32 protein-coding genes are annotated in these 23,744 nt (G+C 38.0%); 10 read left to right on the top strand and 22 right to left on the bottom strand.

The features are described from left to right. Positions 1–17: 17 nt before the first annotated feature. Positions 18–755 carry an IS21-like element helper ATPase IstB gene (gene istB / locus FHG64_RS16040; RefSeq protein ID WP_139067338.1) on the top strand — a complete coding sequence of 246 codons (738 nt, stop codon included), beginning with the start codon at positions 18–20 and terminating at the stop codon, positions 753–755. A 184-nt stretch (positions 756–939) separates the two neighbouring features. On the opposite strand, the gene FHG64_RS16035 is transcribed toward istB, so the two are convergent. The 14 genes from FHG64_RS16035 to FHG64_RS15970 all read right to left on the bottom strand — a co-directional run bounded on the left by FHG64_RS16035 (position 940) and on the right by FHG64_RS15970 (position 10,981). Further along, positions 940–1,263, bottom strand: a complete 324-nt coding sequence (locus FHG64_RS16035) for a hypothetical protein (protein WP_139067337.1) — start codon at positions 1,261–1,263, stop codon at positions 940–942. A gap of 19 nt (positions 1,264–1,282) precedes the next feature. Then, a complete protein-coding gene (locus FHG64_RS16030; RefSeq protein WP_139067336.1) occupies positions 1,283–1,621 on the bottom strand; it encodes a hypothetical protein in 339 nt (112 codons plus the stop codon). A gap of 1 nt (position 1,622) precedes the next feature. After that, positions 1,623–1,946: a hypothetical protein gene (locus FHG64_RS16025; RefSeq protein ID WP_139067335.1), complete on the bottom strand. Its 324-nt coding sequence runs from the start codon at positions 1,944–1,946 to the stop codon at positions 1,623–1,625. 616 nt (positions 1,947–2,562) lie between these two features. Then, positions 2,563–4,008 carry a DUF5906 domain-containing protein gene (locus FHG64_RS16020; RefSeq protein ID WP_139067334.1) on the bottom strand — a complete coding sequence of 482 codons (1,446 nt, stop codon included), beginning with the start codon at positions 4,006–4,008 and terminating at the stop codon, positions 2,563–2,565. After that, entirely contained in the window at positions 4,005–4,832 is an 828-nt protein-coding gene (locus FHG64_RS16015) for a BT4734/BF3469 family protein (protein ID WP_139067333.1), read from the bottom strand. Before FHG64_RS16015 ends, FHG64_RS16020 begins: the two co-directional genes overlap by 4 nt. A gap of 3 nt (positions 4,833–4,835) precedes the next feature. Continuing rightward, complete coding sequence (locus tag FHG64_RS16010) at positions 4,836–5,138, bottom strand: hypothetical protein (RefSeq protein ID WP_139067332.1); 303 nt, start codon at positions 5,136–5,138, stop codon at positions 4,836–4,838. A 6-nt stretch (positions 5,139–5,144) separates the two neighbouring features. Beyond that, positions 5,145–5,426 carry a helix-turn-helix domain-containing protein gene (locus tag FHG64_RS16005; protein WP_139067331.1) on the bottom strand — a complete coding sequence of 94 codons (282 nt, stop codon included), beginning with the start codon at positions 5,424–5,426 and terminating at the stop codon, positions 5,145–5,147. A 97-nt stretch (positions 5,427–5,523) separates the two neighbouring features. Then, positions 5,524–6,201, bottom strand: coding sequence for a hypothetical protein (locus tag FHG64_RS16000; RefSeq protein ID WP_139067330.1), 678 nt, complete (start codon positions 6,199–6,201; stop codon positions 5,524–5,526). Between the two features lie 194 nt (positions 6,202–6,395). Further along, a complete protein-coding gene (locus FHG64_RS15995) occupies positions 6,396–7,307 on the bottom strand; it encodes a hypothetical protein (protein ID WP_139067329.1) in 912 nt (303 codons plus the stop codon). An 8-nt stretch (positions 7,308–7,315) separates the two neighbouring features. Further along, positions 7,316–8,278 (bottom strand): tyrosine-type recombinase/integrase, encoded by a 963-nt coding sequence (locus tag FHG64_RS15990; protein WP_168191377.1) that lies wholly within the window; start codon positions 8,276–8,278, stop codon positions 7,316–7,318. A 589-nt stretch (positions 8,279–8,867) separates the two neighbouring features. Beyond that, on the bottom strand, positions 8,868–9,383 hold the full coding sequence (locus FHG64_RS15985; RefSeq protein WP_139067327.1) for a hypothetical protein: 516 nt from the start codon (positions 9,381–9,383) through the stop codon (positions 8,868–8,870). 119 nt (positions 9,384–9,502) lie between these two features. After that, a complete protein-coding gene (locus tag FHG64_RS15980) occupies positions 9,503–10,108 on the bottom strand; it encodes a hypothetical protein (RefSeq protein ID WP_139067326.1) in 606 nt (201 codons plus the stop codon). Positions 10,109–10,301: 193 nt separating this feature from the next. Continuing rightward, positions 10,302–10,673, bottom strand: a complete 372-nt coding sequence (locus tag FHG64_RS15975) for a helix-turn-helix domain-containing protein (RefSeq protein ID WP_139067325.1) — start codon at positions 10,671–10,673, stop codon at positions 10,302–10,304. An 11-nt stretch (positions 10,674–10,684) separates the two neighbouring features. Beyond that, positions 10,685–10,981 carry a type II toxin-antitoxin system HigB family toxin gene (locus FHG64_RS15970; RefSeq protein WP_139067324.1) on the bottom strand — a complete coding sequence of 99 codons (297 nt, stop codon included), beginning with the start codon at positions 10,979–10,981 and terminating at the stop codon, positions 10,685–10,687. A 231-nt stretch (positions 10,982–11,212) separates the two neighbouring features. Between FHG64_RS15970 and FHG64_RS15965 the strand changes: the two genes are divergently transcribed. Next, entirely contained in the window at positions 11,213–11,602 is a 390-nt protein-coding gene (locus tag FHG64_RS15965; protein WP_139067323.1) for a transposase, read from the top strand. 19 nt (positions 11,603–11,621) lie between these two features. Here the strand turns inward: FHG64_RS15965 and tnpC (FHG64_RS15960) are convergent, their stop codons facing one another. Genes tnpC (FHG64_RS15960) through tnpA (FHG64_RS15950) form a run of 3 tightly spaced genes read right to left on the bottom strand, consistent with a single transcriptional unit; the run spans position 11,622 to position 13,933 of the window. After that, complete coding sequence (tnpC, locus tag FHG64_RS15960) at positions 11,622–13,250, bottom strand: IS66 family transposase (protein WP_139064654.1); 1,629 nt, start codon at positions 13,248–13,250, stop codon at positions 11,622–11,624. 38 nt (positions 13,251–13,288) lie between these two features. Continuing rightward, positions 13,289–13,663 carry an IS66 family insertion sequence element accessory protein TnpB gene (tnpB, locus tag FHG64_RS15955; protein WP_139064653.1) on the bottom strand — a complete coding sequence of 125 codons (375 nt, stop codon included), beginning with the start codon at positions 13,661–13,663 and terminating at the stop codon, positions 13,289–13,291. Between the two features lie 3 nt (positions 13,664–13,666). Beyond that, positions 13,667–13,933, bottom strand: coding sequence for an IS66 family insertion sequence element accessory protein TnpA (tnpA, locus tag FHG64_RS15950; RefSeq protein ID WP_139065632.1), 267 nt, complete (start codon positions 13,931–13,933; stop codon positions 13,667–13,669). A gap of 81 nt (positions 13,934–14,014) precedes the next feature. Here tnpA (FHG64_RS15950) and tnpA (FHG64_RS15945) point away from each other — a divergent pair, with 81 nt between their 5' ends. The 4 genes from tnpA (FHG64_RS15945) to FHG64_RS15930 all read left to right on the top strand — a co-directional run bounded on the left by tnpA (FHG64_RS15945) (position 14,015) and on the right by FHG64_RS15930 (position 16,692). After that, positions 14,015–14,296, top strand: a complete 282-nt coding sequence (gene tnpA / locus FHG64_RS15945) for an IS66 family insertion sequence element accessory protein TnpA (RefSeq protein ID WP_139065972.1) — start codon at positions 14,015–14,017, stop codon at positions 14,294–14,296. Next, on the top strand, positions 14,296–14,637 hold the full coding sequence (gene tnpB / locus FHG64_RS15940) for an IS66 family insertion sequence element accessory protein TnpB (protein ID WP_139065971.1): 342 nt from the start codon (positions 14,296–14,298) through the stop codon (positions 14,635–14,637). Before tnpA (FHG64_RS15945) ends, tnpB (FHG64_RS15940) begins: the two co-directional genes overlap by 1 nt. Positions 14,638–14,710: 73 nt before the next feature. Continuing rightward, the gene (gene tnpC / locus FHG64_RS15935; protein WP_139065970.1) at positions 14,711–16,219 is read left to right on the top strand and encodes an IS66 family transposase; all 1,509 of its coding nucleotides are present in this window, start codon (positions 14,711–14,713) and stop codon (positions 16,217–16,219) included. A 176-nt stretch (positions 16,220–16,395) separates the two neighbouring features. After that, positions 16,396–16,692 carry a transposase gene (locus FHG64_RS15930; RefSeq protein WP_246054153.1) on the top strand — a complete coding sequence of 99 codons (297 nt, stop codon included), beginning with the start codon at positions 16,396–16,398 and terminating at the stop codon, positions 16,690–16,692. 236 nt (positions 16,693–16,928) lie between these two features. On the opposite strand, the gene FHG64_RS15925 is transcribed toward FHG64_RS15930, so the two are convergent. Genes FHG64_RS15925 through FHG64_RS15915 form a run of 3 tightly spaced genes read right to left on the bottom strand, consistent with a single transcriptional unit; the run spans position 16,929 to position 18,721 of the window. Beyond that, the gene (locus FHG64_RS15925; RefSeq protein ID WP_139067322.1) at positions 16,929–17,546 is read right to left on the bottom strand and encodes a hypothetical protein; all 618 of its coding nucleotides are present in this window, start codon (positions 17,544–17,546) and stop codon (positions 16,929–16,931) included. 24 nt (positions 17,547–17,570) lie between these two features. Continuing rightward, positions 17,571–17,813 carry a hypothetical protein gene (locus tag FHG64_RS15920; RefSeq protein ID WP_139067321.1) on the bottom strand — a complete coding sequence of 81 codons (243 nt, stop codon included), beginning with the start codon at positions 17,811–17,813 and terminating at the stop codon, positions 17,571–17,573. A gap of 26 nt (positions 17,814–17,839) precedes the next feature. Further along, positions 17,840–18,721: a retropepsin-like aspartic protease family protein gene (locus tag FHG64_RS15915; RefSeq protein ID WP_139067320.1), complete on the bottom strand. Its 882-nt coding sequence runs from the start codon at positions 18,719–18,721 to the stop codon at positions 17,840–17,842. Between the two features lie 192 nt (positions 18,722–18,913). Here FHG64_RS15915 and FHG64_RS15910 point away from each other — a divergent pair, with 192 nt between their 5' ends. After that, positions 18,914–20,455, top strand: a complete 1,542-nt coding sequence (locus tag FHG64_RS15910; protein ID WP_218937523.1) for an IS1182 family transposase — start codon at positions 18,914–18,916, stop codon at positions 20,453–20,455. 103 nt (positions 20,456–20,558) lie between these two features. Here FHG64_RS15910 and FHG64_RS15905 read toward each other — a convergent pair whose 3' ends face one another. Further along, positions 20,559–20,981, bottom strand: coding sequence for a UPF0158 family protein (locus FHG64_RS15905; RefSeq protein ID WP_139067319.1), 423 nt, complete (start codon positions 20,979–20,981; stop codon positions 20,559–20,561). 162 nt (positions 20,982–21,143) lie between these two features. Continuing rightward, positions 21,144–21,473, bottom strand: coding sequence for a hypothetical protein (locus FHG64_RS15900; RefSeq protein WP_139067318.1), 330 nt, complete (start codon positions 21,471–21,473; stop codon positions 21,144–21,146). Between the two features lie 57 nt (positions 21,474–21,530). Between FHG64_RS15900 and tnpA (FHG64_RS15895) the strand changes: the two genes are divergently transcribed. The 3 genes from tnpA (FHG64_RS15895) to tnpC (FHG64_RS15885) all read left to right on the top strand — a co-directional run bounded on the left by tnpA (FHG64_RS15895) (position 21,531) and on the right by tnpC (FHG64_RS15885) (position 23,735). Then, on the top strand, positions 21,531–21,812 hold the full coding sequence (gene tnpA / locus FHG64_RS15895; protein ID WP_139065972.1) for an IS66 family insertion sequence element accessory protein TnpA: 282 nt from the start codon (positions 21,531–21,533) through the stop codon (positions 21,810–21,812). After that, positions 21,812–22,153 (top strand): IS66 family insertion sequence element accessory protein TnpB, encoded by a 342-nt coding sequence (gene tnpB, locus FHG64_RS15890; protein WP_139065971.1) that lies wholly within the window; start codon positions 21,812–21,814, stop codon positions 22,151–22,153. The genes tnpA (FHG64_RS15895) and tnpB (FHG64_RS15890) overlap by 1 nt, the downstream gene beginning before the upstream one ends. Before the next feature lie 73 nt (positions 22,154–22,226). After that, positions 22,227–23,735, top strand: coding sequence for an IS66 family transposase (gene tnpC / locus FHG64_RS15885; protein WP_139065970.1), 1,509 nt, complete (start codon positions 22,227–22,229; stop codon positions 23,733–23,735). The last annotated feature ends 9 nt before the right edge of the window (positions 23,736–23,744 follow it).

Here is a 23,744-nt window from a genome sequence, read left to right as displayed (position 1 = left end):
TCATTTAAATCAGAAATATGAATAACAATCAAACTATTGAAAAATTAAAACAAATGCGATTGGGTGCTATGGCCCAGCTACATCATCAGTACGTGAACAACAATCAACTAAACGATATTACTGCCGATGAATACCTGGCACTACTGGCAGACCACGAATGGGAGGATCGCGAGAACCGAAAGATTGACCGTCTTTTTAAACAAGCAAACTTTAGGCAGAAAGCAAGTCTTGCTGAAGTGAACTACACCTCCAGTCGTAATCTGGATAAGAATATGTTTGTACGCCTGGGATCCTTGGACTTTATAAGCAGAAGAGAAAATGTTATTCTCACCGGTGCCTCCGGTGTTGGTAAAAGCTATTTAGCCCAGGCATTAGGGCATCAGGCTTGCCTTATGGGATATAAAACTGTATACTCCAATACAGCTCGCCTCTTTAAGAAATTTAAACTTAGTAAAGTTGATGGAACCTATCTTAAAGAACTCAACAAACTACTTAAAGCAGATCTACTCATCCTTGATGACTTTGGACTTCAGGCCTTCGATAATCACGCAAGAGAGACCTTAATGGATATTATAGATGACCGCTACAATAAAACATCTACTATACTATCCTCTCAAATACCGGTATCTGCATGGTATGATATTATCGGGGAAGGAACTATTGCCGATGCGATCCTGGACAGAATTGTAAATTCCTCTCACAGGATAGATCTCAAAGGAGAATCATTAAGAAAAGGAGTTTTAAAAAACGAGTAACATTAATTTTTTATATAATTGCAGTATCTTTCAAAGTGGCACTGTTTGAACCGAAATCAGTGGCACGGTCACTCCGAAATAGCCAACTTGGGAACAAACAGACAAGATCCAGAAATTAATGTGGAATATTATGTAAATAAATTGGTGAGATTTTAACCTGATTCTTTACCCTTTTTTTTTGGTTTCACCACACCGCTAATCTTTCGACCCCCCCTAAGTTATGCACTTCTCTGAAGTGTTTTGTAGATATCATACCCCCATAGGCAAATAGGGTTTCTACCTCATCAACTACCTTGTATAATCTCAATTCTGAATACCCCAAAGGCCCTATTTCCTTTATTTTGTTATTCCAGTGCTCTATAGCTGGTGCCCAGGCTTCTTGGTTTTTTAAATTATTCCACATCGGGTTAAGTGTGTTATCTATACCCGAGTAAACAGGGCTTGTATAATTGTGTACATCTATTCCCTGATCCGTTTTTATTATAAACTTAAATTTATAGCCTGTCATAAGTTTTGAACTTTATTTATTAAGGTCTTTCTCTATCCTGTATCTCTCTAAACCTTTGCTTTATATTTTCAATGTAATTAGAATTACCATCATAGTGAACAGCAAACCATAATGTATTGTAATTAGAAAAGGAGTAATGGTTATTTGTTTCAGTCCCAATATATCTTACCATGAAACGTGCAACATACGCCGGAGAAAGTGTAACCAGTGCATTACTTTTAATAAGGGAAGCTTGTCTACATTCCTCTAAACTTGTAAAAGGATCACTAATAAACTCCAGGTTATCAATTAAGGTGTAATTGCTGCCGTCTGTTGCAATTTGATATTCTTTTCTTACTATTTTAAATACGTGTGCCATACTACAATTCCTGGTTATTTAATAGCTTCTTTTTTAATTGCTCAATTCGTTGATCTTTCTCCTCAGGGGTTAATTTATCCTGCTCTACTTTTAGCTCTTGTCGTGATAGTTTCGGTATAACAAAGTCGCTCATTTTTATGAGTACATCGAAGGCTTTTTCTGGGTTATCTTCTCCTATTTTCTGTAACCATGCACTCATATTTTCCAAGTTATTCTCTACTAGAAGTTGGTAAGCTTCTTTAATTTCCTGTGTAGTCTTGTTGGGCATTCCTTTCCTCGTGGAGCTACTACCGGCTTCTCTTGCGCTTTCTGAAGTAAATGGCATTCGTTAGATTATGTTAGTTTAACATTGGGTTTAATAAAGATACACAATTAATCTTATTTATAATCATTCTAAATGGTGATAAAGAATTTTTTTCTACAATTCGTTAGTTATACGTTTGTTTTTTTAGGCTTGTCTAAAAATTTACTCCTGGTCTTGTTTCCTTCTTCTCTCGCACATGTGTAGTGACTTTAGAAAAATCTTTATTTATAATTAGGTTCTCGCGTGTGCGCGTATTGGTTCGATTTTGATTCGTTAGCCTCCTATGACCGTTACAAAACCTTTATACAACTTAAACAAGGCCTTTACTATGTAAGAAAACACTTGAAAAACTTGATTACTTAAAAGATCCTGGCGTTATTTGATTTTGTATGAATAACCAAATGCCTCGCGTGTGCGCGTACTGGTCGGAAAAGATCTCAGGTTAACAAAGGGCCGTTTGCTCTTATCTGCATTTATGTAGGAGGTGTATGTTTTTTCTAAATACTTCTCTTATAAAATATTTAACCTTTTTCATACGCATTATTATTGAAATACATACACTTCATACATTAGACTAGTAAATACGGGGTTTTCTCCTACATTTCTCCTACATTGCTCCTACACCTCATACATAGGATTAAGTGAAAAGGAAGGTGCTACCATCTCCATTCCGGCTCTTTTGGATAGTATAGCCTTTGTGATTAGCATATCTTTCCACCCATTCGACGATCTTCTTTTTGTTTTTCTCCAGGAAGTAATATTTTTCCCCGTAAATACTCAGAAGCTTTTCTCTTATGGATATGTAAGTAAAAAGGATGTTCTTTATATTATAATCCTCTTCCATAAGCTCAAAGAAATCCGCTGAAGTTTCATTTTTAAGCATCTTTAACCGAAGTCCTTCATCTTCATAAGGTGTTAACCCTAATGCTAAGAAAGAGCGTAAACAGGCCATCATAAAGAGGTCAAATGATTGCCATTCCTTCTCATCCCAACTATGGAAAAATTCATCTCCAAAATCATCCGCAGGAGTATGCCCGGAGGAATAGGTATTATTAAGAAAAATATCAAACCTTCTCCTCTTAAAACTTGAACTATCGCCTTTTATGGTGTAGTTAGTTGTAATTACGAATTTGGGGCTTCTTTCATACGGGATAACCTTAACCGCCCTATGCTTCTTTTCTATGGGTAAATCATCTGTAAGTACACTAAATAAAGCTTCAAAATCAAAGTTTCTAGGAGCGTCATCAATTAAGATAATTGCTGAAGTATCTTCTACATTCTGAAAAGCAAATTTGTTATTACTGAAATCAGCATTTTTACCGTTGTAAGAGGCTTTCTCCACAATTTGTGCTATAGCCTTAACTATTAATCCTTTTCCGGTTCCTCCCTCTGGTTTCCCTTCATCTATTAAGTTCTCATCGTTAATAATTATAGCTATAGGTTTCCTTTGGTCTTTATAGGTGTGAATCAAATAGCCTATAGCAGTACATAAGGAATTAAAGTGATCTTCATTATTAGTTACATTCCTAATAAACCTGGCAAAAACTGCCTTTTCTATTTCCTCATCTCCCAGGATCTCAAAATTCCTTTTCTTTATAGTGTCCTCCCAAATAAAACCTTTGGCTTTTTCATAGGGAATAAGTTGAAAATCTTTTTCAGCCTCTACTACTACAATACCATTCTTATAATATTTGAAGCTCTTGGTTTTTGTGTCCTGCAGTGGTTCAACTTCGCATTCCGGTAAAGAAATTACTATTGCTTTATTCTTTAAGAGCAAGGTTTCTCCTTTCTTAATAAACATAGCCTCCAGGCCAGCCTCCTCAAAACTCTCTACATATTTCAAAGTGTGCTTAAAGATATCTTCAGACGTTACCTTTCTGGCAATATTCCCGGTTATCTTTACAGGATCGCCTTCAAAATTTCTAAAACCCTCTCTTTTCAGGTATAATCTTAGTTCCGGTTCTTTTAAGTGGTATTCTTTATACCCTTTGCTTGAGTTGTAGTTTTCATACCAAAAAACCTCAGCTTTGCCATATTTCAACTCAAATACTTTATCATTTACTTTTTCTAGTGCTGCATTCATTGGGGGAAGCTTTGAGAGTTAAAATCCGCTTTCTTATAAGCTGAATCTATAATTTGTTTTATTTCATTGTACGGGAAATCTTTATCTTCAAATGAGTAGAATAGATCCTCTGTAGTGGCTTTACTAATTCCAAAGTTTGAAAGAGCACAAGCCAGGACAAATAGACTGTTATTCCGGTTCCCTTGTGCAAAGGGAAATTTCTTTACCCACCAGCTAATTATTCTGTCAATTACTTTTCCTTCTGGAAGATTAGAGGCAGGCTCTAATACAGTTTTTTCTTTAGGCTTTACTTTTAGTTTCTCCTTAAAAACTATAGCCTCCTCCTGCACATACAAATAAGGGTCGTAACTCTCGAAACAAAGGCGATTAATATCTTTTGTTGCTATATCCGGTTGCAGGTCCTTAAAATGCTTTAAAATAGCCCGGTAATATTCCTGGTATTCCTCTTTATCTTTTACTACAGGAATTTTTACCAATGCCTTAATGCCATTTCCGGAGGGAGAAATCCAAAAGGAGTAAATGTATTCAGAAGCTTTTAAACGCTCTGAAAGTTCGTTTAGGTTCTCTACTTTATCGAAATCTAAGCAAGCTAATCCTGAAGCCTCTAGTAAGCCGCTCCTATCTTCAAATAAACCTCCAAAGGTAACGGCTGGAAGATCTTGTTTAAATAGATCTTTTGTTTGCTGGTCATTAGCTTCTCTTATTTTCTCAATTGCATCTTTGGAAGATCCTGTTTTGATCCAATGTAAAGCAGCCTCAATGGTTACTATTTCAGGAGTTTTAGCCCTGCAGTTCTTGAAATATGATATTCTTCTTTCTTCCATAGCCTAAAACATTTTAAGTTGGTTAGACTTTGGAAAGAGTGAAGGGTCCCCGGTGTACTCATTTACATAAGGATAGCCTGTAATACTACACTTTCTCTTTTTTCTTATTGCAATACGCTCCTGGTCTAAAAGCATATCTACATATCTACAGATATTTTCCCGCATTACACCGGTGTAAACGTCTGCTTCTTTCATTGTCATAGGCTTCTCTTTAAAAGCCTGGTAAACTTTCTTTAGTTGTGCCTTAAATTTATTATCTTTAGCCTCGTGAAACTTATTAAGGCTTTGGGTATTGGTAGTACTCATAGCCTTTTATTTTTGCAGTTGGGTTAAACAATTAATTAACTCGCTTCTTTTATAATATCTTCTATTACCGATACCATAAGCTGTAACTTTTTTACTGTTTGTCCAATGCCATAAGGTCGAGCTGTTTATTTTTAAAAAATTACAAGTTTCCTCCCGGGTTAACAGCTCCTCATCTGCTTCCTGGCGGTTAAATTCTTTTTTAAAATTCTGAAGTTGAATTTTTACCCGGTCATTAATTAATTCTACTAATTCTTCGGGTGAAGTTTGGATAAATTGAAGTGTGCTCATCTGACTTATATTTTTTGTTATAGGTCAAATTTGCGTCTATTGGTTTGGTACTCTTTGCCGTACCAGTACCGTTTCAGTACCGTTTATTGATAGGCTTTTATTTAGATGATAACTGAGATAAAAAATCAGAACATACTGTAATATTTCTGACTTGACAGTAGGTGTATATTTTTTCTAGTTTGTCAGGATCTGAGTATAGGTTCTTATTATCTACGGTACTGTTATGTATAGTCTGAGAAAAATATGGACGATCAGTTGATTTAAATCCTAATTTAGTAGCAACCTTAGTAAAATGGCCTCTCTTGTCTTTATATTCTTCATAGAGGCGCTGAGCTTGTCCAGTGGCAAAGGTTAACCCAATTTTAAACCAGGTCTCATCAATAAATTTCCCCTTTAGATCTATCTCCGGTTGTGGTAATGGCTTAGTGTTCCCTAACAGGATACTAAAAAGTTTTTTCTGTAAAAACTGTCTATAGAAATCTACCCTCTTTTTTCCGTCAAAGTCCAAAAGGTGCTCCGGGATCAGGTTTAATCTAGTTATCTCATAATGTATAAAATCATTTTCTGTAATCTCAATGCCGTCTTTGGTAACTCCGGAAAAATACAGCTTACCGTCTTTTAAGTGATCGTCCTTAGTGCTTTTCTCGTGACTGTAATTATACAGGTAACTTTCAAGTCTCTTTTTGTAAAACTCCTCTACATAATTAGCGTCTTTCCACAATATAAAATAAGCGTTATACATAATGCCATTAGGAATATTAAACTTAGAACTCATAGTTGTACAAATTTTTTACGGTTGCAACCGCCTGTTGCGATACTTTTGTTTTACGGTTGCGGCAGCCGTTGATTAGCCGTTGCAGTACCTTAAACTTTAGGGAATGGCAGCAGATAAAGCCCTGGTAATCAACAATGAGAATATTTCGATAGCCGTTGCGCAACTGTTGCCAGGATTTGGAGGAAAAACGATAATTATTTCATCTCATTGGGTAATCTTTTTACGAAATCAGGATCTAGAGGAATGTTGTTTTCTTTACAGTGCTTCAGAAGCAAATCAAGCTTTACCGGTTGAGCAAAGATGTTTTTAGAATCTGTACTGTAAGCGCTGAAGGATTCAGAAAAATAAGGTCTATCTGTATCTTTAAATCCAAGCTCTGAAGCTAAACGAGTATAATTTTGGTGGTTATTATAACCTTTTTGCGCTTCGCCTGTGGCAAAAGTCAATCCTACTTTAAACCAGGTAAAGGTTTTATACTCCTCACTCTTTTTTAATTCGAGTTTTTCAGGAGTAACATTACTGTCCCCGGTTGACTCTAATTCCTTTAACAATCCGATTTTTTTTGCAGAAGTGCTTTTCTTTAATTGCTTTTGGACCGTTGCAAAATCTTCGGCTAAAGTGCTTTTTCCAATTTTAATACTTATCTTTTTTTCTAATACCTTAAGACTTCGTTTGTAGCTATCATAACAGAAATGTTTCATTTTTAAGGCTAATAAATATTCCCCTTGTCTTTCGTAGTATTTAATAATACTGCCAAATTCCATAAGTGAATCTAATATCTCTTTTAATTTCAGCTTAGCAATATTAAAATTATTTTCAAGTGGTTTATTTTCCCGCCTTTGACGGTATGAGTAGTTAAAAAGAACAGTTGTTGTTTCCATCATATTGGATAACTGGCGCACAAAAATCTTGAGATCCTTTACCTCTTCTTCCAAATAATCGCTTTCTTCTAGTTCATATTTTAAATCTGAGGAGAACCGTTTTATTATTTTTCTATAATGGTAATTACTCTCTCCTCCTACTTCTGTTTTTTCCTTCATTACATACTCGAAATTTCCCAGGGAGGTTATAACAGATAAGTTCTCGTTAATTTCTTTTTCTTCCATAATCTGAGTTAAAAATATTTTGATATTTCCATTGCTAAATCTTTGTTGCTTTTACCTATGTAATTTAGAAACATCGTTTCAGTACTATGACCGGTAATATAAATCAAGTACGTTGTAGGTATTTTACCATAAAAGTTAGTAGCAAAGGATCTTCTACCAATATGAGAGGTAACTAACTGCCACTTTTTAAACGTTCCATTCTCTTTGCGATACTTACCACTTTCTGGTTCTGTTTCTGCCTGTATGCTTCCTTTAGTGAGTTTATTTAGCTTTGCCTCTTTACATACCATCTTTATGTAATCATTATACCGTTGATCAGATATAGGCCGGGGAAACTTACCCTCCCTTTTTCCTAGAATTTCCAGCACTTTATCATGAAGAGGAACAGTCATTATTTTCCCTGTCTTTTTTTGGGTAAACTCAATTAAGTATTTATAATCCTCTTTTCTTACCATTGTTTCATTAAACCGCAAAAAATCAGATATTCTTTGACCTGTATAACAAGAAATGATAAGCCAGTCTCTTGCGTTATCAAGGTGCTCAGATAAACCTTTTACATCTTCTATTTTCTGAAGTTCATCAAAGGATAAATAAACCTTCTCTACATTCTCTTTCTCAAGCTTTAGGTTGTCCAAATGGGGGTGCGTTTCTAAGTCTAAGGATCTGGCGTGTTTACAAAAGGTTTTTATAAAACCTAATTCCCTTTGAGTGGTATTTATGGAATATTGTTCAGATTTATAATATTCCACCATTTCCCTTTTAAAACTCTCATTTACTTCCTTTATTAAAACGGGCTTTTTCCTCCTCTCCTCCATCCTTTGGAGTTTATGTTTTATCACATTGTATTTTGTAATAGAGGTAGGTTTTAGTTCGTGTTTCCGGTAATCAATATAAAAATCAATATAGTCCACAAGGTTAGTGGGAATATCATTTTTCTTTTCAGGAGGGTTATAATAATTTTCAATTTGCAATTGCAGCCATTCCTTTGAGACAGATAAAGGGTCTGTATCTTTAAAAGCTTTAAGGATATGATTCTCAATTTTACTTAAAGCCTGCTTAACCTCATTTTGCTGGTTACTTACCTCAATATCTTTCGGTCTCTTTAAATTATGTTGCTTAGTCCAATAAAGCCGGGAAACTTCATATTTAATTCTGCCTCCAATAACAAAATCCTTTTCATTATACCGGAATAATAACCGTACATTTAAAGGAGCAATGTCCTTTTTGGATCTATAGAGGAAATTAACTGTGGCCATTGGAAGATTGATTGCAATACAAATATAAAATAAATGTACGGCACTTGTACGATTAAATACAAATACTTGCAAACAGGATAAAAGTACTGCAAAGAGTAAAAACAGGCTATATTATTGACAGTTTCGGGTTTAAGAGTAACTTTGCAGGGATAATAGGATATAAAGAAATATCGAGTTTTGCACGTTAGCGTTCCCTCTTTCTCCGCAACCTTTAAATGCTTCCCTGCAAGGGGAAGCATTTTTTATTTAAGGAAGGTTTAAACGAAGTTTGAGGATCCGGATTAAGAATGTTATCTGTTTTTTTTTACAAATAGTACCGGCTTAAAAAACTTTCATTCCTGTTATCTGCCGGATAATAAAAAATCCCTACCAGTAATTTACTGTTATCCGGGACTTCACCGTGTATACTGTAATGATTACCTGACCATTCGGAGTTTTTCAAAATCGAAACCAACTCCTTATCTACTTTGTTATTAAAACTGCTAATTTTCCTCACTTCCTTAATTGTTAGATCTGGCGCAAAGGTGATCTCATAGATAGCAAAAGATTTTTCCAATTCTATCCCCTTAAATTTTCTCAGCTCGTCGTAGAGTTTTCCCGTTTCCCTGTAAGAAATTGTTGAAGTCCAGGTGTTTTCATTGTCATTTTCTTTTAAGACACCTAAAATTTCATCCTCTTTTAGTTGTTTTCTTTTATTACTGTTGTCAAAATAAAGATTTCCAAAGCACATCCCGGTACCGTAATTACCATCTTTGTTCATATGTGCATAATGTACCATATAAAAAGTGCAAACTGCGGTACGTGATTGTCCGTTATCCATAGATTCACCTTAGGGAAAACTCTCCACCACAGGGAACAGCGGCAGCAAAGCCATTCGCTACAAGTGAACTCTCTCGATTGCCATCGGGGTTGGATGCAGGAACAATTTAAAAATTGTTATTATTTACTGTTGTTTTGCTTAGTTTTTTTAGATGAATAAGCTGTAACTTCAAATGGTTCCCCGGGAAAACCAAAAAGAATTGCTTTTTCTCTCGTTATTTCCTTAATTCCTATAAGAGTTTCCCTTCTACCGTCATTAAATATTGAAGCGAAATATGTCCCTTGCAGATCTTCCAATAAAATCTTTCGTCCTTCTCTGTTTAATCGTTTCTTAATTTCTTTTAAGGGCAGGCTGTCCAAATCTCTGTTAAAAATAATTGGAAATTTTTCGCGGTTCCACTCAGCTTTGAATTCCATTTTTAAAATTTCTTCTTTACTAAAAGAAGTTATTGTAGGCTTAATTTTTACATAATCAGTTGAGATTTCTACTTCTTCGGTTGTAGAATCTGTTTCACTAACCACGGTATGGATTTTCCCTAAACCAAAGATCCGGATACGATCTTCATTGAGTATTTTGAGTTTAGTCTCTGAAAGATTTTCTTTCCGAAATTGAATTTTTTCTAACATCCCGTCTTCATTTTTTGACGTGATATGAAAATGTAGAATCTGGTTATCACAAAACTCTATGAATTCAGGTTCCCCGTAATCATTTCCTGTTTTGATCATCAACCAGGTACCGTTACAATTTTCCATTGACTACCGACATATTTTAGTTTTTCACATTAAGCACAACGTCCCGTATAAAAACAGTGCGAGCTGGCAAGCGTGATTGTCCGCAGAGCAATCAGCGGAACAAACGGGCGGGGAGTTGGAAATTAAAACTCATTTAAGCATTGTTTTTTATGTTATTACCCTTTGTTTATTTCGGGGTAAGTTGATAATTATTGACCAAAACAGAAGCTGAAATCTGAAGTATTCGTTCCAATTCTCTAATCATATCAACAGTCAATCTTTTCTTACGGTTTAAGATTTCCGACACTCGGCTTTTACCCCCGATTATCCCAACCAAGTCCTTTTGTCTCATATTCAATTCTTCCATCCTGATTTTAATTGCCTCAATAGGGTCTGGTGCCTCAATAGGATAGTGCTCATTTTCGTAATTCTCAATAAGTAATGAAAGAATTTCCGCTTCGTCCCCTTCCTGTGTGTCAATTGGTGCATCGAAAATAACTTCCAACCGCTCAAGTGCGTTTCTATAATCTTTGTCAGATTTTATAGGTTTCAAATTCATAATATTATTTTTTAAATCGTGTCCGCATTTATTTTGTCATATTCAGCGTGTGTGCCAATAAAACGAATAAAGGCCCATTGCTTTTCATAATTGAACTTTACAATAAGCCGGTATGAGTTTCCTTTAATATTGAAAACTACCCGGTTATCTTTTAGAATACTCGCGTTAATGTAAGATTGTTTCACATCGTTCGGCGAATACCATTTTGCGCTTTTGGCTGTATCGTACCAGGTTTTTAGATACTGTTCGGAATCAGTGTGTTTTTCCCAATATTCCCGAAGCGTACTTTTTGCAATTATTCTTTTCATTCATTCCCTTAAAATACAAATATACAAAAAGTTCTCTATTATAGAACAAATTTAGAGTGTTCTAATAAAGGATAACGTATCGTATATGAAAAGTAGCGGGTTTTCGTAATAATTTCAAGGTTATAAATGATCTTGATTTATACTTTGCCTTTCGTTTAAGTAATATCTCCGCTATTTTTTATAGACGTTGTGCCTGTTGAACAAGTTACCCAAATTAGGTAATTTCATGTGATGCAAGGCAAAAAGGACTATCAGAATTATCTGTGCAACATCGCCGTTGATACCAGGACAAATGTGATAACAGATGTACAAGCCTACCAGGCAGATAAAAAGGACACTAAATACCTTCAGGACACCGCCAGGAGATTAAACAGACGCCTGCGTAGAGAAGGCCTGATCTGGGAAAATGTACTGGCAGATGCCGGTTACAGCAGCGGTGAAAATTATGCATATTTCGAAAACAAAGGTCTTACTACTTACATTCCCCCACACGGAACTTACAAGGGCGGGCCTGAAGGTTTCCAATACTTCAAAGAAGGTAATTACTGGCTATGTCCCCAGGGGAAAAAGGTAACTCACCGTATGCAGTCGGCTAAATACGCCGCGGTAAATAGAGTATAATTTTGTAAGTAGTTTTTGCTTATTTACCCAGCTGTAATTTTTTGTAATTCTGGGGGTAGAGATTCTTAATATCCTTGTATTTGATGGTCATGATATTTTCCAAGGTATATTTTAACCACTCATAGGGATTCACCTGGTGCTTTTTACAAATAGCAAAGAAGGAATAGATTGCCGCAGCTCTCTGAGCAGCTTTATGAGATCCTGCAAATAAGTAATTTTTTCTTCCCACAGCAACCGGACGAATTTTTCCTTCAATTTGATTATTATCTATAAATAAATTTCCGTCATACAGGTAAGCACACAGCGCATCCCACCTAGATACACTATAGGCAAGTGCTTTTCCTATCAGACTTTTGGGCAAGGTAAACTTAAGCTGCTGAGTCATCCATTTCCCCAGTTCATTAATTACTGGTAATGCTTCTTTAAGGCGCACCTCTTTAATTTGCTCTGGACTAAGATTTGCCTCTTTGATTTTTCTTTCAATAGCGTATATTTTTTGGATCTCCTTTAAGGCACGGGTTGCCCTTTCCGGGTCATTATCCAGCGATTTTTCATAATAACGACGGGCATGGGCCCAGCATCCTAAATGGGTGACCTCTTCTTTTTTAGCATAATGATCATAGACCGCATAGCCGTCTGTCTGAAGGTAGCCTTTAAAATCTTTAAGCATGGCTTCGGGTGCCTTTTGCCCACGGCCAGGCTGGTAGTCAAAGACTACATTTCCATCGATGGGACTGTGATATACCCAATAATATCCCAGATGAGTTTTTCCTTTTTTCCCCTCATCCTGCACCTTTATTGTTGTTTCATCAACCTGCAAGTAGCCTTGAGATTTTACATCGGCTATGAGTTCTTCAAAGAGCGGAACAATCCGATCGATCCCTCTGGCACACCAGCCATTCATAGTAGAGGGAGGGATGGGGACCTTTTCTCTTTTAAAACGTTCGAGCTGACGGTGAAGCGGCATATGGTCACAGTATTTATCAACTAATAGAGAAGTTACCAGTCCGGATCCTGGAATACCCTTATCGATCACCCGCTCAGGAAGTTCTCCGATGATCACCCCTTCTCCGGATTTGTGAGCGTATTTATACCGGATATATCTGCGAATAAAAAATCGTGCAGGCTCGTATTCCAATTCATCGGTCTCTTCCTGACCGATACACTTCATCTGAGAGATATCTCCCTTAGGATAGATCTTCACTTCCTCTACCGGAAGATGATCCGGAAGCGGCTGACGCCCTTTATGAGTGGCATTTTTCTTCTTACGCTGGTAGGTAATCTTTTCTGTAAAGGCTTCTTCTCGTTTTTCAAGCTCCTGGGCAGTAACCTCAAAAGGCAAAGCCAACTGTTCCTTATCTTCAAAACGCTCGCGTTTCTGACCGAACTGCATCCTTCGGAACATCTCCAGCTGGCTCTCCAGGTAGGCCACTTTTTCCTCTAGAACTCCGGACTTACTCAAATAGCTGCGAAGATGCTCATCAGCCCGGGCAAGTTCCTTGTCTTTTTGCTTTAATTCCTTAGTCTTTTGTTTTAATTCTTGCTGAGATTTTTGAAGCTCTTTTTTATGGAATGTCGCCTGCGCTGATTGCTCTTCTAAAAGGGCCAACAACTGTTGTTTTGAAAGGGTTTCCAGGGATTTTTCCATAGCATAAAAGTACAGATTTCCCTGCTTTTTTACAACAATTATTTTGTGTTTTTATCAGTAAAATCAGGGGGTTCAGGAGGATTGTACCGGTTAAGGTGACGCAGCTTTTCTGCCTTGATCCCCTCGATCATCAGCACCAGCTGACTCCAACTAACACTTCCTGACTGGAGCACTTTGGGAAGCGAGAACGTTCCTTTCTCAAGACGTTTATAATAAATCACAAAGCCCCCGAATTCCCAGTGCAGGAGTTTGATATGGGTAGCCCTGCGGTTGATGAATATAAAAACATCGCCACTGATGGGATTCTTTCCCATCTTGGCGGTGACCAGTCCCGATAGGCCCTGAAAACCCTTTCTCATATCGCAAGGCTGGCTAAAGAGGTAGTACCGATTGGAGGAACTTAAACTAAACATGGATTACAGGTTTACAAGAGCCGCTAATTGGTTTAAACCAATCCCGGAGACTTCTAGCTGTACTCCATTAGGATATTTCAGTCGATATTGAGCGTGGAAGGAATCCGTTTTACCTGGAGTGATCTCTAAAAATCCTTCCGGAGCTTCCGATTTGCTGTTCTTCCATTTTTTGATCCAGTAATAAAAATTACTCCGAATGATCCCATGCTTTTGACAAAAATCCTTTTTACTTAAACCACTAACTTCCCATTCCTGAATTAACTCAAACATATAGGCTTGCTGTATCCACCCCACAAAGTGCATATTGCTAAAAACCTAGCCTGAATATAGCTTTGCTCAAAAACAAATAAAATGAGTAAAGAACAAGAAATGTTTGCCTTGATCGATGAATTTGAAAGTGGTTCTCTAAACGGGAGAGAATTTTGTGAAACTAAAGGGTTGGTACTCTCCACATTTTATTACTGGAAAAAAAAGAAAGCCCGCAATGAATCACCCGGGAGTGGAGGATTTATAGTTATCAGTCCTAACACTGTTAAGGATGGAAACCTGGAACTTATTTATCCTAATGGGATCCGGCTAATACTTGAGGTCTCACAACTTCCACTGATCAGTAAACTTCTCAGGCTTTATTAATGTTTGCCCTAAGCTCGTTCCATAAATATCACTTTTATCCCAAAGCCTGTGATATGCGAAAATCTTTTAATGGCCTGAGCGGACTGGTAAAAAATGAACTTGGCAGGGAACCAACCAGTGGCGATGTGTTTATTTTTTTGAACCGTAACCGCACGCACCTTAAACTCCTGCACTGGGAAGCCGGGGGTTTTGTATTGTACTACAAACGCTTGGAACAGGGCAGTTTTACCCCGCCGGTTTTTAAAGGAAATAACCATGGTATGACCTGGTCAGAACTGGTGCTTATGGTGGAAGGCCTGCAGGTAAAAAAAGCCCATCAGAAACTGAGGTATCCCAGATAAAAAAGTAACAAAAACCCAGTAAAAACAAGGGTTGACAATAGGTTTAAAAGTGTGGTTTTCGTATCTTTAACCCATGCAAAAACCCATAGAAAATCTTACTAAAGATGAGCTTTTGGCACTCCTTGATAAGGAGACTGAGAGAAGGGCGAAAGCAGAAAAAGAAAATATCGATCTTAAATTCCAATTAGCTTATTATAAGCGCCTGGCTTTTGGTCAAAAAAGGGAACGCTTCGAAGGGGATAAAAACCAGATGAGTCTTCCCTTTGAGATGGAGCCGGAAAAAGCGGAAAAACAAGAAGCCGAGTTAAAAGAGAAGCTCAGCTATGAGCGTCGCAAAAGAACTTCCGTCCATAAAGGGCGAATGGCCCTGCCTGAGCATCTTCCGGTAGAAGAAATTGAAATCTATCCCCAGGAAGATATCACCGATATGATCTGTATCGGCAAGGAAGTGACCAATGAGCTGGAATACGAGCCAGCTAAATACTACATCAAACGTTACATCCGCTATAAGTATGCTCCTAAAAATAAAGAAGGAGTAATCATTGGAGAATTGCCCGAGCGGGTGATTGAAAAAGGCATTCCGGGAGCCGGACTCCTGGCTTCCATTCTGGTCGATAAGTATGAGGATCATCTCCCGCTTTACCGGCAACTGCAACGCTTTAAAAGAGCAGATATCCCCATTGCCTCTTCCACTTTAGAAGGCTGGACCAGGCAAAGTCTTAAAATATTAGATATCCTTTATCAACATCTATTGGAGGACACCAGGTCAATGGGGTACCTCCAGGCGGATGAGTCCCCGATAAAAGTAATCGACAAGAATAAAAAAGGCACCACCCACCAGGGCTACTATTGGGTGTACCATAACCCTATGGATGGAAGCGTACTCTTTGATTATCACCGGGGACGAAGCCGAGAGGCTGCCGACCATGTACTGGCTGATTTTAAAGGCTACCTCCAAAGTGATGGCTATGCTGCCTATGACAAGATTGGCAAGCGGGAGGGGGTTACCCACCTGAACTGCTGGGCCCATGCCAGAAGAGAATTTGATAAAGCAAAGGATAATGACAGGGAACGTGCCGAAATAGCCCTGAGCTTCATCCAAAAACTCTACGCGGTGGAAGCTCAAGCGCGAGAACACAACTTAAGCCCGGAACAGCGTAAATCCCTGCGCCTGGAAAATGCATTACCCATTATTAATGAATTTGCCAAATGGATGTTCCAACAGATGAAGCATCAGTTGATTCTTCCCAAGAGTCCTATCGGAAAAGCCTTCCGATATTCCATGGATCGCTGGGATCAGCTCAGCGCTTACCTCTATGATGGAATCCTGGAAATAGATAACAACCTTATTGAAAATGCCATTAGAAAACTGGCACTAGGCCGAAAAAACTACCTGTTTGCAGGTTCTGATGATGCAGCTCAACGTGGTGCAATAATGTACTCCTTCTTTGCGATCTGCAAAAAACACGAGGTAAACCCATATGAATGGCTCAAGTACACCCTGGAGAATATTATGTCCATCAACCATAAAGACATCCGGAATCTGTACCCGCAGAATTACAAGAAATTACAGCAAGGATAAATCAAATTTACCAAAAAGAGCATCCTGTAAATAAAATCATGCTAAGTTAAAAGATGCAGTTGGTGGGCCGGATACGGCTTGCTTATCCATCTCTTTTTTGGAGGCAAGCTAGAATTTATCTTAAGTTTACACCAGATGTACTTGGCCAACCGGATACAACTCACCGTAATCAGAAAATGGAAAACGGAAACCTAAAGGATAATTATTTTACTACAAGAGCAGATTGTAAAGGCTGTCCCATAAAAACGGCCTGCATTGGTAAAAGCCACGAAAAACGAATCAATATCACAGCTTATCGCGAGGAATATGACAGGAATATAGAACGAGTAAATAGCAGGCGTGGTCGTTATATGAAAGGCAAACGCCAAAGCACGGTGGAGCCTGTCTTCGGAACTCTCAAGGAATTTATGGGCCTACGGAAAATAAACAGGCAAACAAATGTATGCACCTGGCCACCATTGCATATAACCTGAAAAAATACCTAAAATTCACCACAAAACGGGTAAAATCGGGAGCAGGACAGCTTGCTTCGCTTTCGCCTTTTAAAAACCTCCTCCAGGAGCTTATAAACTTACCTGTAAGACAACTTCATTTGAGTTATTAAGATTCTGAATTGAAGCCTAAAGTTCCTGAAAATGGCTTATTTCAAATTGATTTTGCAGAATTAGAGGCTTGTGCAACGGTTACCAGTGTTGCAAACAGTGCTTTTCTACGTTGGTTGGAGTCGGTTTCCCTTAATTGTTTTGCAAGCATTCTTGTATTCTTGAAATATTTGAATAAATTTTTCTTTATCTTTTAATTGGGCAAAAATTATTGGCGATTTTTCCTGGGTAAAGTAAACAAATGCGAGCGTCGATGTTTCCATTATTTCGAGTTCACTGAATTCCAATTTGTTTTTTCTGTCACCCAAAAAATCCACTTCATACAGAAATTTATTTTTTAAAATCAGCTTTTTGGGAACAAAGAATATCGAAGCTAAAACGATTATGACTGTTAGAAAGGCAAATAAAATTAATACTCCAGTAAGCTTTGTTGCAAATTCAAAATATACAAAGATTGAAATTGCTATTAAAAGCGCAGGAAGGACGTAAAGTGCTAATTTAAAATTCTTTTTATACTCTTGTTTTACGTCTTGAAAGAAATTTTCATTAAGAAAATAATATCTTTTGCCTGTTGTCTTTTTTGATATGAAGGTAAAGGTTGTAACCTCTTTAGAATCAAATTTATTTTTTAATAGAACTTCTGTGATTAAGTCTATTGGTTCTAATTTGGTTTTATTATTTACATTTTTTAAAAGCTCTTTTTTGTGTATTAGAGAAATTTCCATTGGTTATCTTTTTATTTACTGTTTTTACTTCTCGTCGTATTTATTGAGATAATCCTGTATCAATTTGGGCTTTAATACAATTTCACCTTTATTATTTAAATAAGCTAAATATACCTCTCCTTTGTAATCTGTGAATAATCCTATTCCCTTACCTTGAGAACTGTTGATCTCACCACGCCTTTTTGCGGTTATAGGAGTAAAAGGTTTCATTTTATCTGGACACTCAAGAGTTACAATTTCTTTCTCTTTTTCTTCTTGATTTAACAACGCTAAAAGTTCTTTTAGTTTTTTGCTTATATTTTTAACTCTAAAGTTTGAGATTGATTATTTACTGACCAAGAGGAGAATTTATCGAGAAAACTTTTACCTAATAGAAGTGGTGCCTCTCCGTAACCAACAGATGCTTGTACATTTTTGACAATAAAGGAGCCTACTTTTATTTCAGGTATAATTAATCTCCTGCATTGCACAATACTCCCATCTGCAATTCGGTATAAGCCGGGTTGTATGTAATCTTCTTTGGTAATAATATTTTCTGCTATTAACTTTCTTTCTATACTTTCGTTAATCAACATATCGCTTGCTCCTGTATCTAAAATAAATTCCTCTTTTAAGATCCCAAACGAGACATCAACAAAGAATACACCGTTGGATTTTCTAAGGCTCGTATTTTTTTCATTATTCAAGTTTTTAATTTCTGAACTCGAAATATTGAAATTTCCAGGAGCGAAAGGATCATTGTCATTACGTTTATATTTTTCGCTTGCCGAGGCAATTGCAATTAGATAAGAAAAGGCATTAAACAACTTATCTTTGTTGTACTGACTCGTATGCAATAAGATCGGCATTGCATATGTAGGATCTTGTCGCGGACCGGTAGAAACTCTTAATTCTATACAATTAGCTCCATATTCCTTGCATACTATATCATAATTACCTTTTTTATAGCTTTTTCTGGTTTTGACTTCATTAATATTCATATGGTAAGACCAATGGTCCGAATCCTTATTTCCAACTCTTAATGTCCCATCCATTTTCAATGAAACCATTTTATTGGATTTGTTCTCTTCATATAAATTATTAATGTAATTAATGGTTTCATTTACCCCAAGAGTCTGTGAGTATAGATTTGTAAATAAACCATTCAATAGTAAGAAAAGTAAAAATTTTTTCATAGAATCTGTTGTTTGTTTGCATTGTTTGCAACGTCTCGTATAAAAACTGTGCGGCGATTACCAGCGATGATTTTCCGCAGGAAAATCAGACGCAGCAAGTACACACAGACTTTCGATTCAAGAACAAATTAAGCATTGTTTTTATATGTTGTGCCTGTTGCACAAGTTACTGAAATTAGGTAATTTCATGGAATGCAAGGCAAAAAAGACTATCAGGAAAAACTCTTCACTTCTTTTAGGTTGAGTGATCGAATTCCAAAAGAAAATTTTTATCGCAGATTAAAGGAAGCCCTTAACCTGGATTTCCTCTATCCTCTTACTCAAAAATTCTACGGCGGGAGCGGACAAAAAAGTATCGATCCCGTGGTGTATTTCAAGATCTGCCTGGTGGGATATCTTGAGAATATCACTACCGATCGTGGCGTGATGGACCATTGTGCGATGCGCTTGGACATCCTTTATTTTTTAGGATATGATGTAGATGAGGAACTACCTTGGCACAGCACCATAAGCCGTACCCGTAAACTTTTTCCCGATGATATTTTTAAAGAGGTCTTCACCCGGGTATTGAAATTATGCATTGAAGCAGGACTGGTTAGCGGCCACACACAGGCAATAGATTCAGCTCCCGTAAAAGCCAATGCTTCTATGGACAGCCTGGAGCTTAAAGTCCCGGCAGAAGATCTCGAGGAGCATCTCTCAAAGCTGCGTGTTCAAAGCAGCAGTGACCGAAAGGCCAAAGGAAACAAAGCTCCTAAAGAACAACAAAGTATAACGGCCAGTAAATCTGAACTACAGGAAATCAAGAGCCGAAACAAGAAATGGAGCAAGGACCAGGATATGAAACCCGGCGCAAAAAACAAAGGCAGTAAATACACCAGCAACAAAACCCATTACAGCCCAACCGATCCCGATGCGTGGATTAGTGTCAAACCCGGTAAGGCCAGAAAACTAAATTATCTGTGCAACATCGCCGTTGATACCAGGACAAATGTGATAACAGATGTACAAGCCTACCACGCAGATAAAAAAGACACTAAATACCTTCAGGACACCGCCAGGAGATTAAACAGACGTCTTCGCCGGGAAGGCCTCATCTGGGAAAATGTACTGGCAGATGCCGGTTACAGCAGTGGTGAAAATTATGCTTATTTCGAAAACAAAGGTCTCACCACTTACATTCCTCCACATGGAACTTACAAAGGTGGACCGGAGGGTTTCCAATATTTCAAAGAAGGGAATTACTGGCTATGTCCCCAGGGGAAAAAGGTAATTCACCGTAATCAGAAAATGGAAAACGGAAACCTAAAGGATAATTATTTTACTACAAGAGCCGATTGTAAAGGCTGTCCCATAAAAACGGCCTGCATTGGTAAAAGCCACGAAAAACGAATCAATATCACAGCTTATCGCGAGGAATATAACAGAAATATTGAGCGAGTAAATAGCAGGCGTGGTCGTTATATGAAAGGGAAACGCCAAAGCACGGTGGAGCCTGTCTTCGGAACTCTCAAGGAATTTATGGGCCTCCGGAAAATAAACACCATCGGAATTCGCCAGGCGAATAAATGTATGCACCTGGCCGCCATTGCATATAACCTCAAAAAATATCTGAAATTCACCACAAAACGGGTAAAATCAGGAGCAGGACAGCTTCCTTCGCTTTCGCCTTTTAAAAACCTCCTCCAGGAGCTTATAAACTTACCTGTAAGACAACTTCATTTGAGTTATTAAGATTTCTAATTGAAGCCTAAAGTTCCTGAAAAAGGTTTATTTCAATTTGATTTTGCAGAATTAGAGGGTTGTGCAACGGTTACCATTGTTAGCCAATGGCTTTTTACTCATCCACGCGGTCAGATATCTGTTCTCTTACCCACTCAACATTTCTTTCTTGTCGGAAGTCAAACCATTCCTGTCTGAAATCCGATTCGTGGATCAGATAATTAAAATTCCTGAAAGGTTTTGGTCGGCTTAAAGCAGCAAATAACTTTTTGCGAAATCCGTCCGCTTCCAATTGGTCCGCAAAAGATTCCATTACAGCAAAAGATTGGCTGGAATTCATTGGCTCGATCCGAATATAATCATCCCAATTATTTTCGAGTTTATCTATAACTTCTTGCCAGGGATTTTCCTCGTCGGGAAAAAAGTCCATTTCTGCCGGATGATATTCAAAATCACCGGTTACAGTATTTAAAAAACAAATATTACCACACAGAAGGTGTTCTGCCATTTCCCGAATATTTGCTTCCTTAACTTTCATTTTTTTTAGCTATTGGCTAACGTTCCGAATAACGCAAGTTGCGGCTTGGAGACTTGAATTTGTCCGTTAAACTCTATTTTAAAAGGTAGTCAAAAATGACCTTTTTGACAGGTATTCCGCAATTTGTGTTATTCATTGTTGTGCATAGTTTCATTTGCAGGATTAACCTTTTTTGTCCTTTATAAAAATCCGTTCTTCTAAGTACATAATTCTCTCTTTTTCAACCAACTCACCCCCAATTCTAGCAGTATCAATTTCTTTAAGAACAGCTTTAATGGTTTTTTCTCCAGAAGATAAAAACTTGACGTGATGGATCAGCATTAGGTTACTTGGAGCTCCTTTGAGTTGAGTTTTAAGTTCCTCATCTGTAGATTCTGCAACATTAAATATTGTATCGGCTTGCTCGTTCGGAAAGAGTAGCAATCTTGATGTATAGCCAAAATAGGGTCTTTCGAGGAAAACTTTTATACCAATTATTTGTATCCACCCCACAAAGTGCATATTGCTAAAAACCTAGCCTGAATATAGCTTTGCTCAAAAACAAATAAAATGAGTAAAGAACAAGAAATGTTTGCCTTGATCGATGAATTTGAAAGTGGTTCTCTAAACGGGAGAGAATTTTGTGAAACTAAAGGGTTGGTACTCTCCACATTTTATTACTGGAAAAAAAAGAAAGCCCGCAATGAATCACCCGGGAGTGGAGGATTTATAGTTATCAGTCCTAACACTGTTAAGGATGGAAACCTGGAACTTATTTATCCTAATGGGATCCGGCTAATACTTGAGGTCTCACAACTTCCACTGATCAGTAAACTTCTCAGGCTTTATTAATGTTTGCCCTAAGCTCGTTCCATAAATATCACTTTTATCCCAAAGCCTGTGATATGCGAAAATCTTTTAATGGCCTGAGCGGACTGGTAAAAAATGAACTTGGCAGGGAACCAACCAGTGGCGATGTGTTTATTTTTTTGAACCGTAACCGCACGCACCTTAAACTCCTGCACTGGGAAGCCGGGGGTTTTGTATTGTACTACAAACGCTTGGAACAGGGCAGTTTTACCCCGCCGGTTTTTAAAGGAAATAACCATGGTATGACCTGGTCAGAACTGGTGCTTATGGTGGAAGGCCTGCAGGTAAAAAAAGCCCATCAGAAACTGAGGTATCCCAGATAAAAAAGTAACAAAAACCCAGTAAAAACAAGGGTTGACAATAGGTTTAAAAGTGTGGTTTTCGTATCTTTAACCCATGCAAAAACCCATAGAAAATCTTACTAAAGATGAGCTTTTGGCACTCCTTGATAAGGAGACTGAGAGAAGGGCGAAAGCAGAAAAAGAAAATATCGATCTTAAATTCCAATTAGCTTATTATAAGCGCCTGGCTTTTGGTCAAAAAAGGGAACGCTTCGAAGGGGATAAAAACCAGATGAGTCTTCCCTTTGAGATGGAGCCGGAAAAAGCGGAAAAACAAGAAGCCGAGTTAAAAGAGAAGCTCAGCTATGAGCGTCGCAAAAGAACTTCCGTCCATAAAGGGCGAATGGCCCTGCCTGAGCATCTTCCGGTAGAAGAAATTGAAATCTATCCCCAGGAAGATATCACCGATATGATCTGTATCGGCAAGGAAGTGACCAATGAGCTGGAATACGAGCCAGCTAAATACTACATCAAACGTTACATCCGCTATAAGTATGCTCCTAAAAATAAAGAAGGAGTAATCATTGGAGAATTGCCCGAGCGGGTGATTGAAAAAGGCATTCCGGGAGCCGGACTCCTGGCTTCCATTCTGGTCGATAAGTATGAGGATCATCTCCCGCTTTACCGGCAACTGCAACGCTTTAAAAGAGCAGATATCCCCATTGCCTCTTCCACTTTAGAAGGCTGGACCAGGCAAAGTCTTAAAATATTAGATATCCTTTATCAACATCTATTGGAGGACACCAGGTCAATGGGGTACCTCCAGGCGGATGAGTCCCCGATAAAAGTAATCGACAAGAATAAAAAAGGCACCACCCACCAGGGCTACTATTGGGTGTACCATAACCCTATGGATGGAAGCGTACTCTTTGATTATCACCGGGGACGAAGCCGAGAGGCTGCCGACCATGTACTGGCTGATTTTAAAGGCTACCTCCAAAGTGATGGCTATGCTGCCTATGACAAGATTGGCAAGCGGGAGGGGGTTACCCACCTGAACTGCTGGGCCCATGCCAGAAGAGAATTTGATAAAGCAAAGGATAATGACAGGGAACGTGCCGAAATAGCCCTGAGCTTCATCCAAAAACTCTACGCGGTGGAAGCTCAAGCGCGAGAACACAACTTAAGCCCGGAACAGCGTAAATCCCTGCGCCTGGAAAATGCATTACCCATTATTAATGAATTTGCCAAATGGATGTTCCAACAGATGAAGCATCAGTTGATTCTTCCCAAGAGTCCTATCGGAAAAGCCTTCCGATATTCCATGGATCGCTGGGATCAGCTCAGCGCTTACCTCTATGATGGAATCCTGGAAATAGATAACAACCTTATTGAAAATGCCATTAGAAAACTGGCACTAGGCCGAAAAAACTACCTGTTTGCAGGTTCTGATGATGCAGCTCAACGTGGTGCAATAATGTACTCCTTCTTTGCGATCTGCAAAAAACACGAGGTAAACCCATATGAATGGCTCAAGTACACCCTGGAGAATATTATGTCCATCAACCATAAAGACATCCGGAATCTGTACCCGCAGAATTACAAGAAATTACAGCAAGGATAAATCAAATTT

The organism is Antarcticibacterium flavum (assembly GCF_006159205.1).
Classification (GTDB): domain Bacteria; phylum Bacteroidota; class Bacteroidia; order Flavobacteriales; family Flavobacteriaceae; genus Gillisia; species Gillisia flava.
This window is presented reverse-complemented; position numbering and strand designations above follow the sequence as displayed.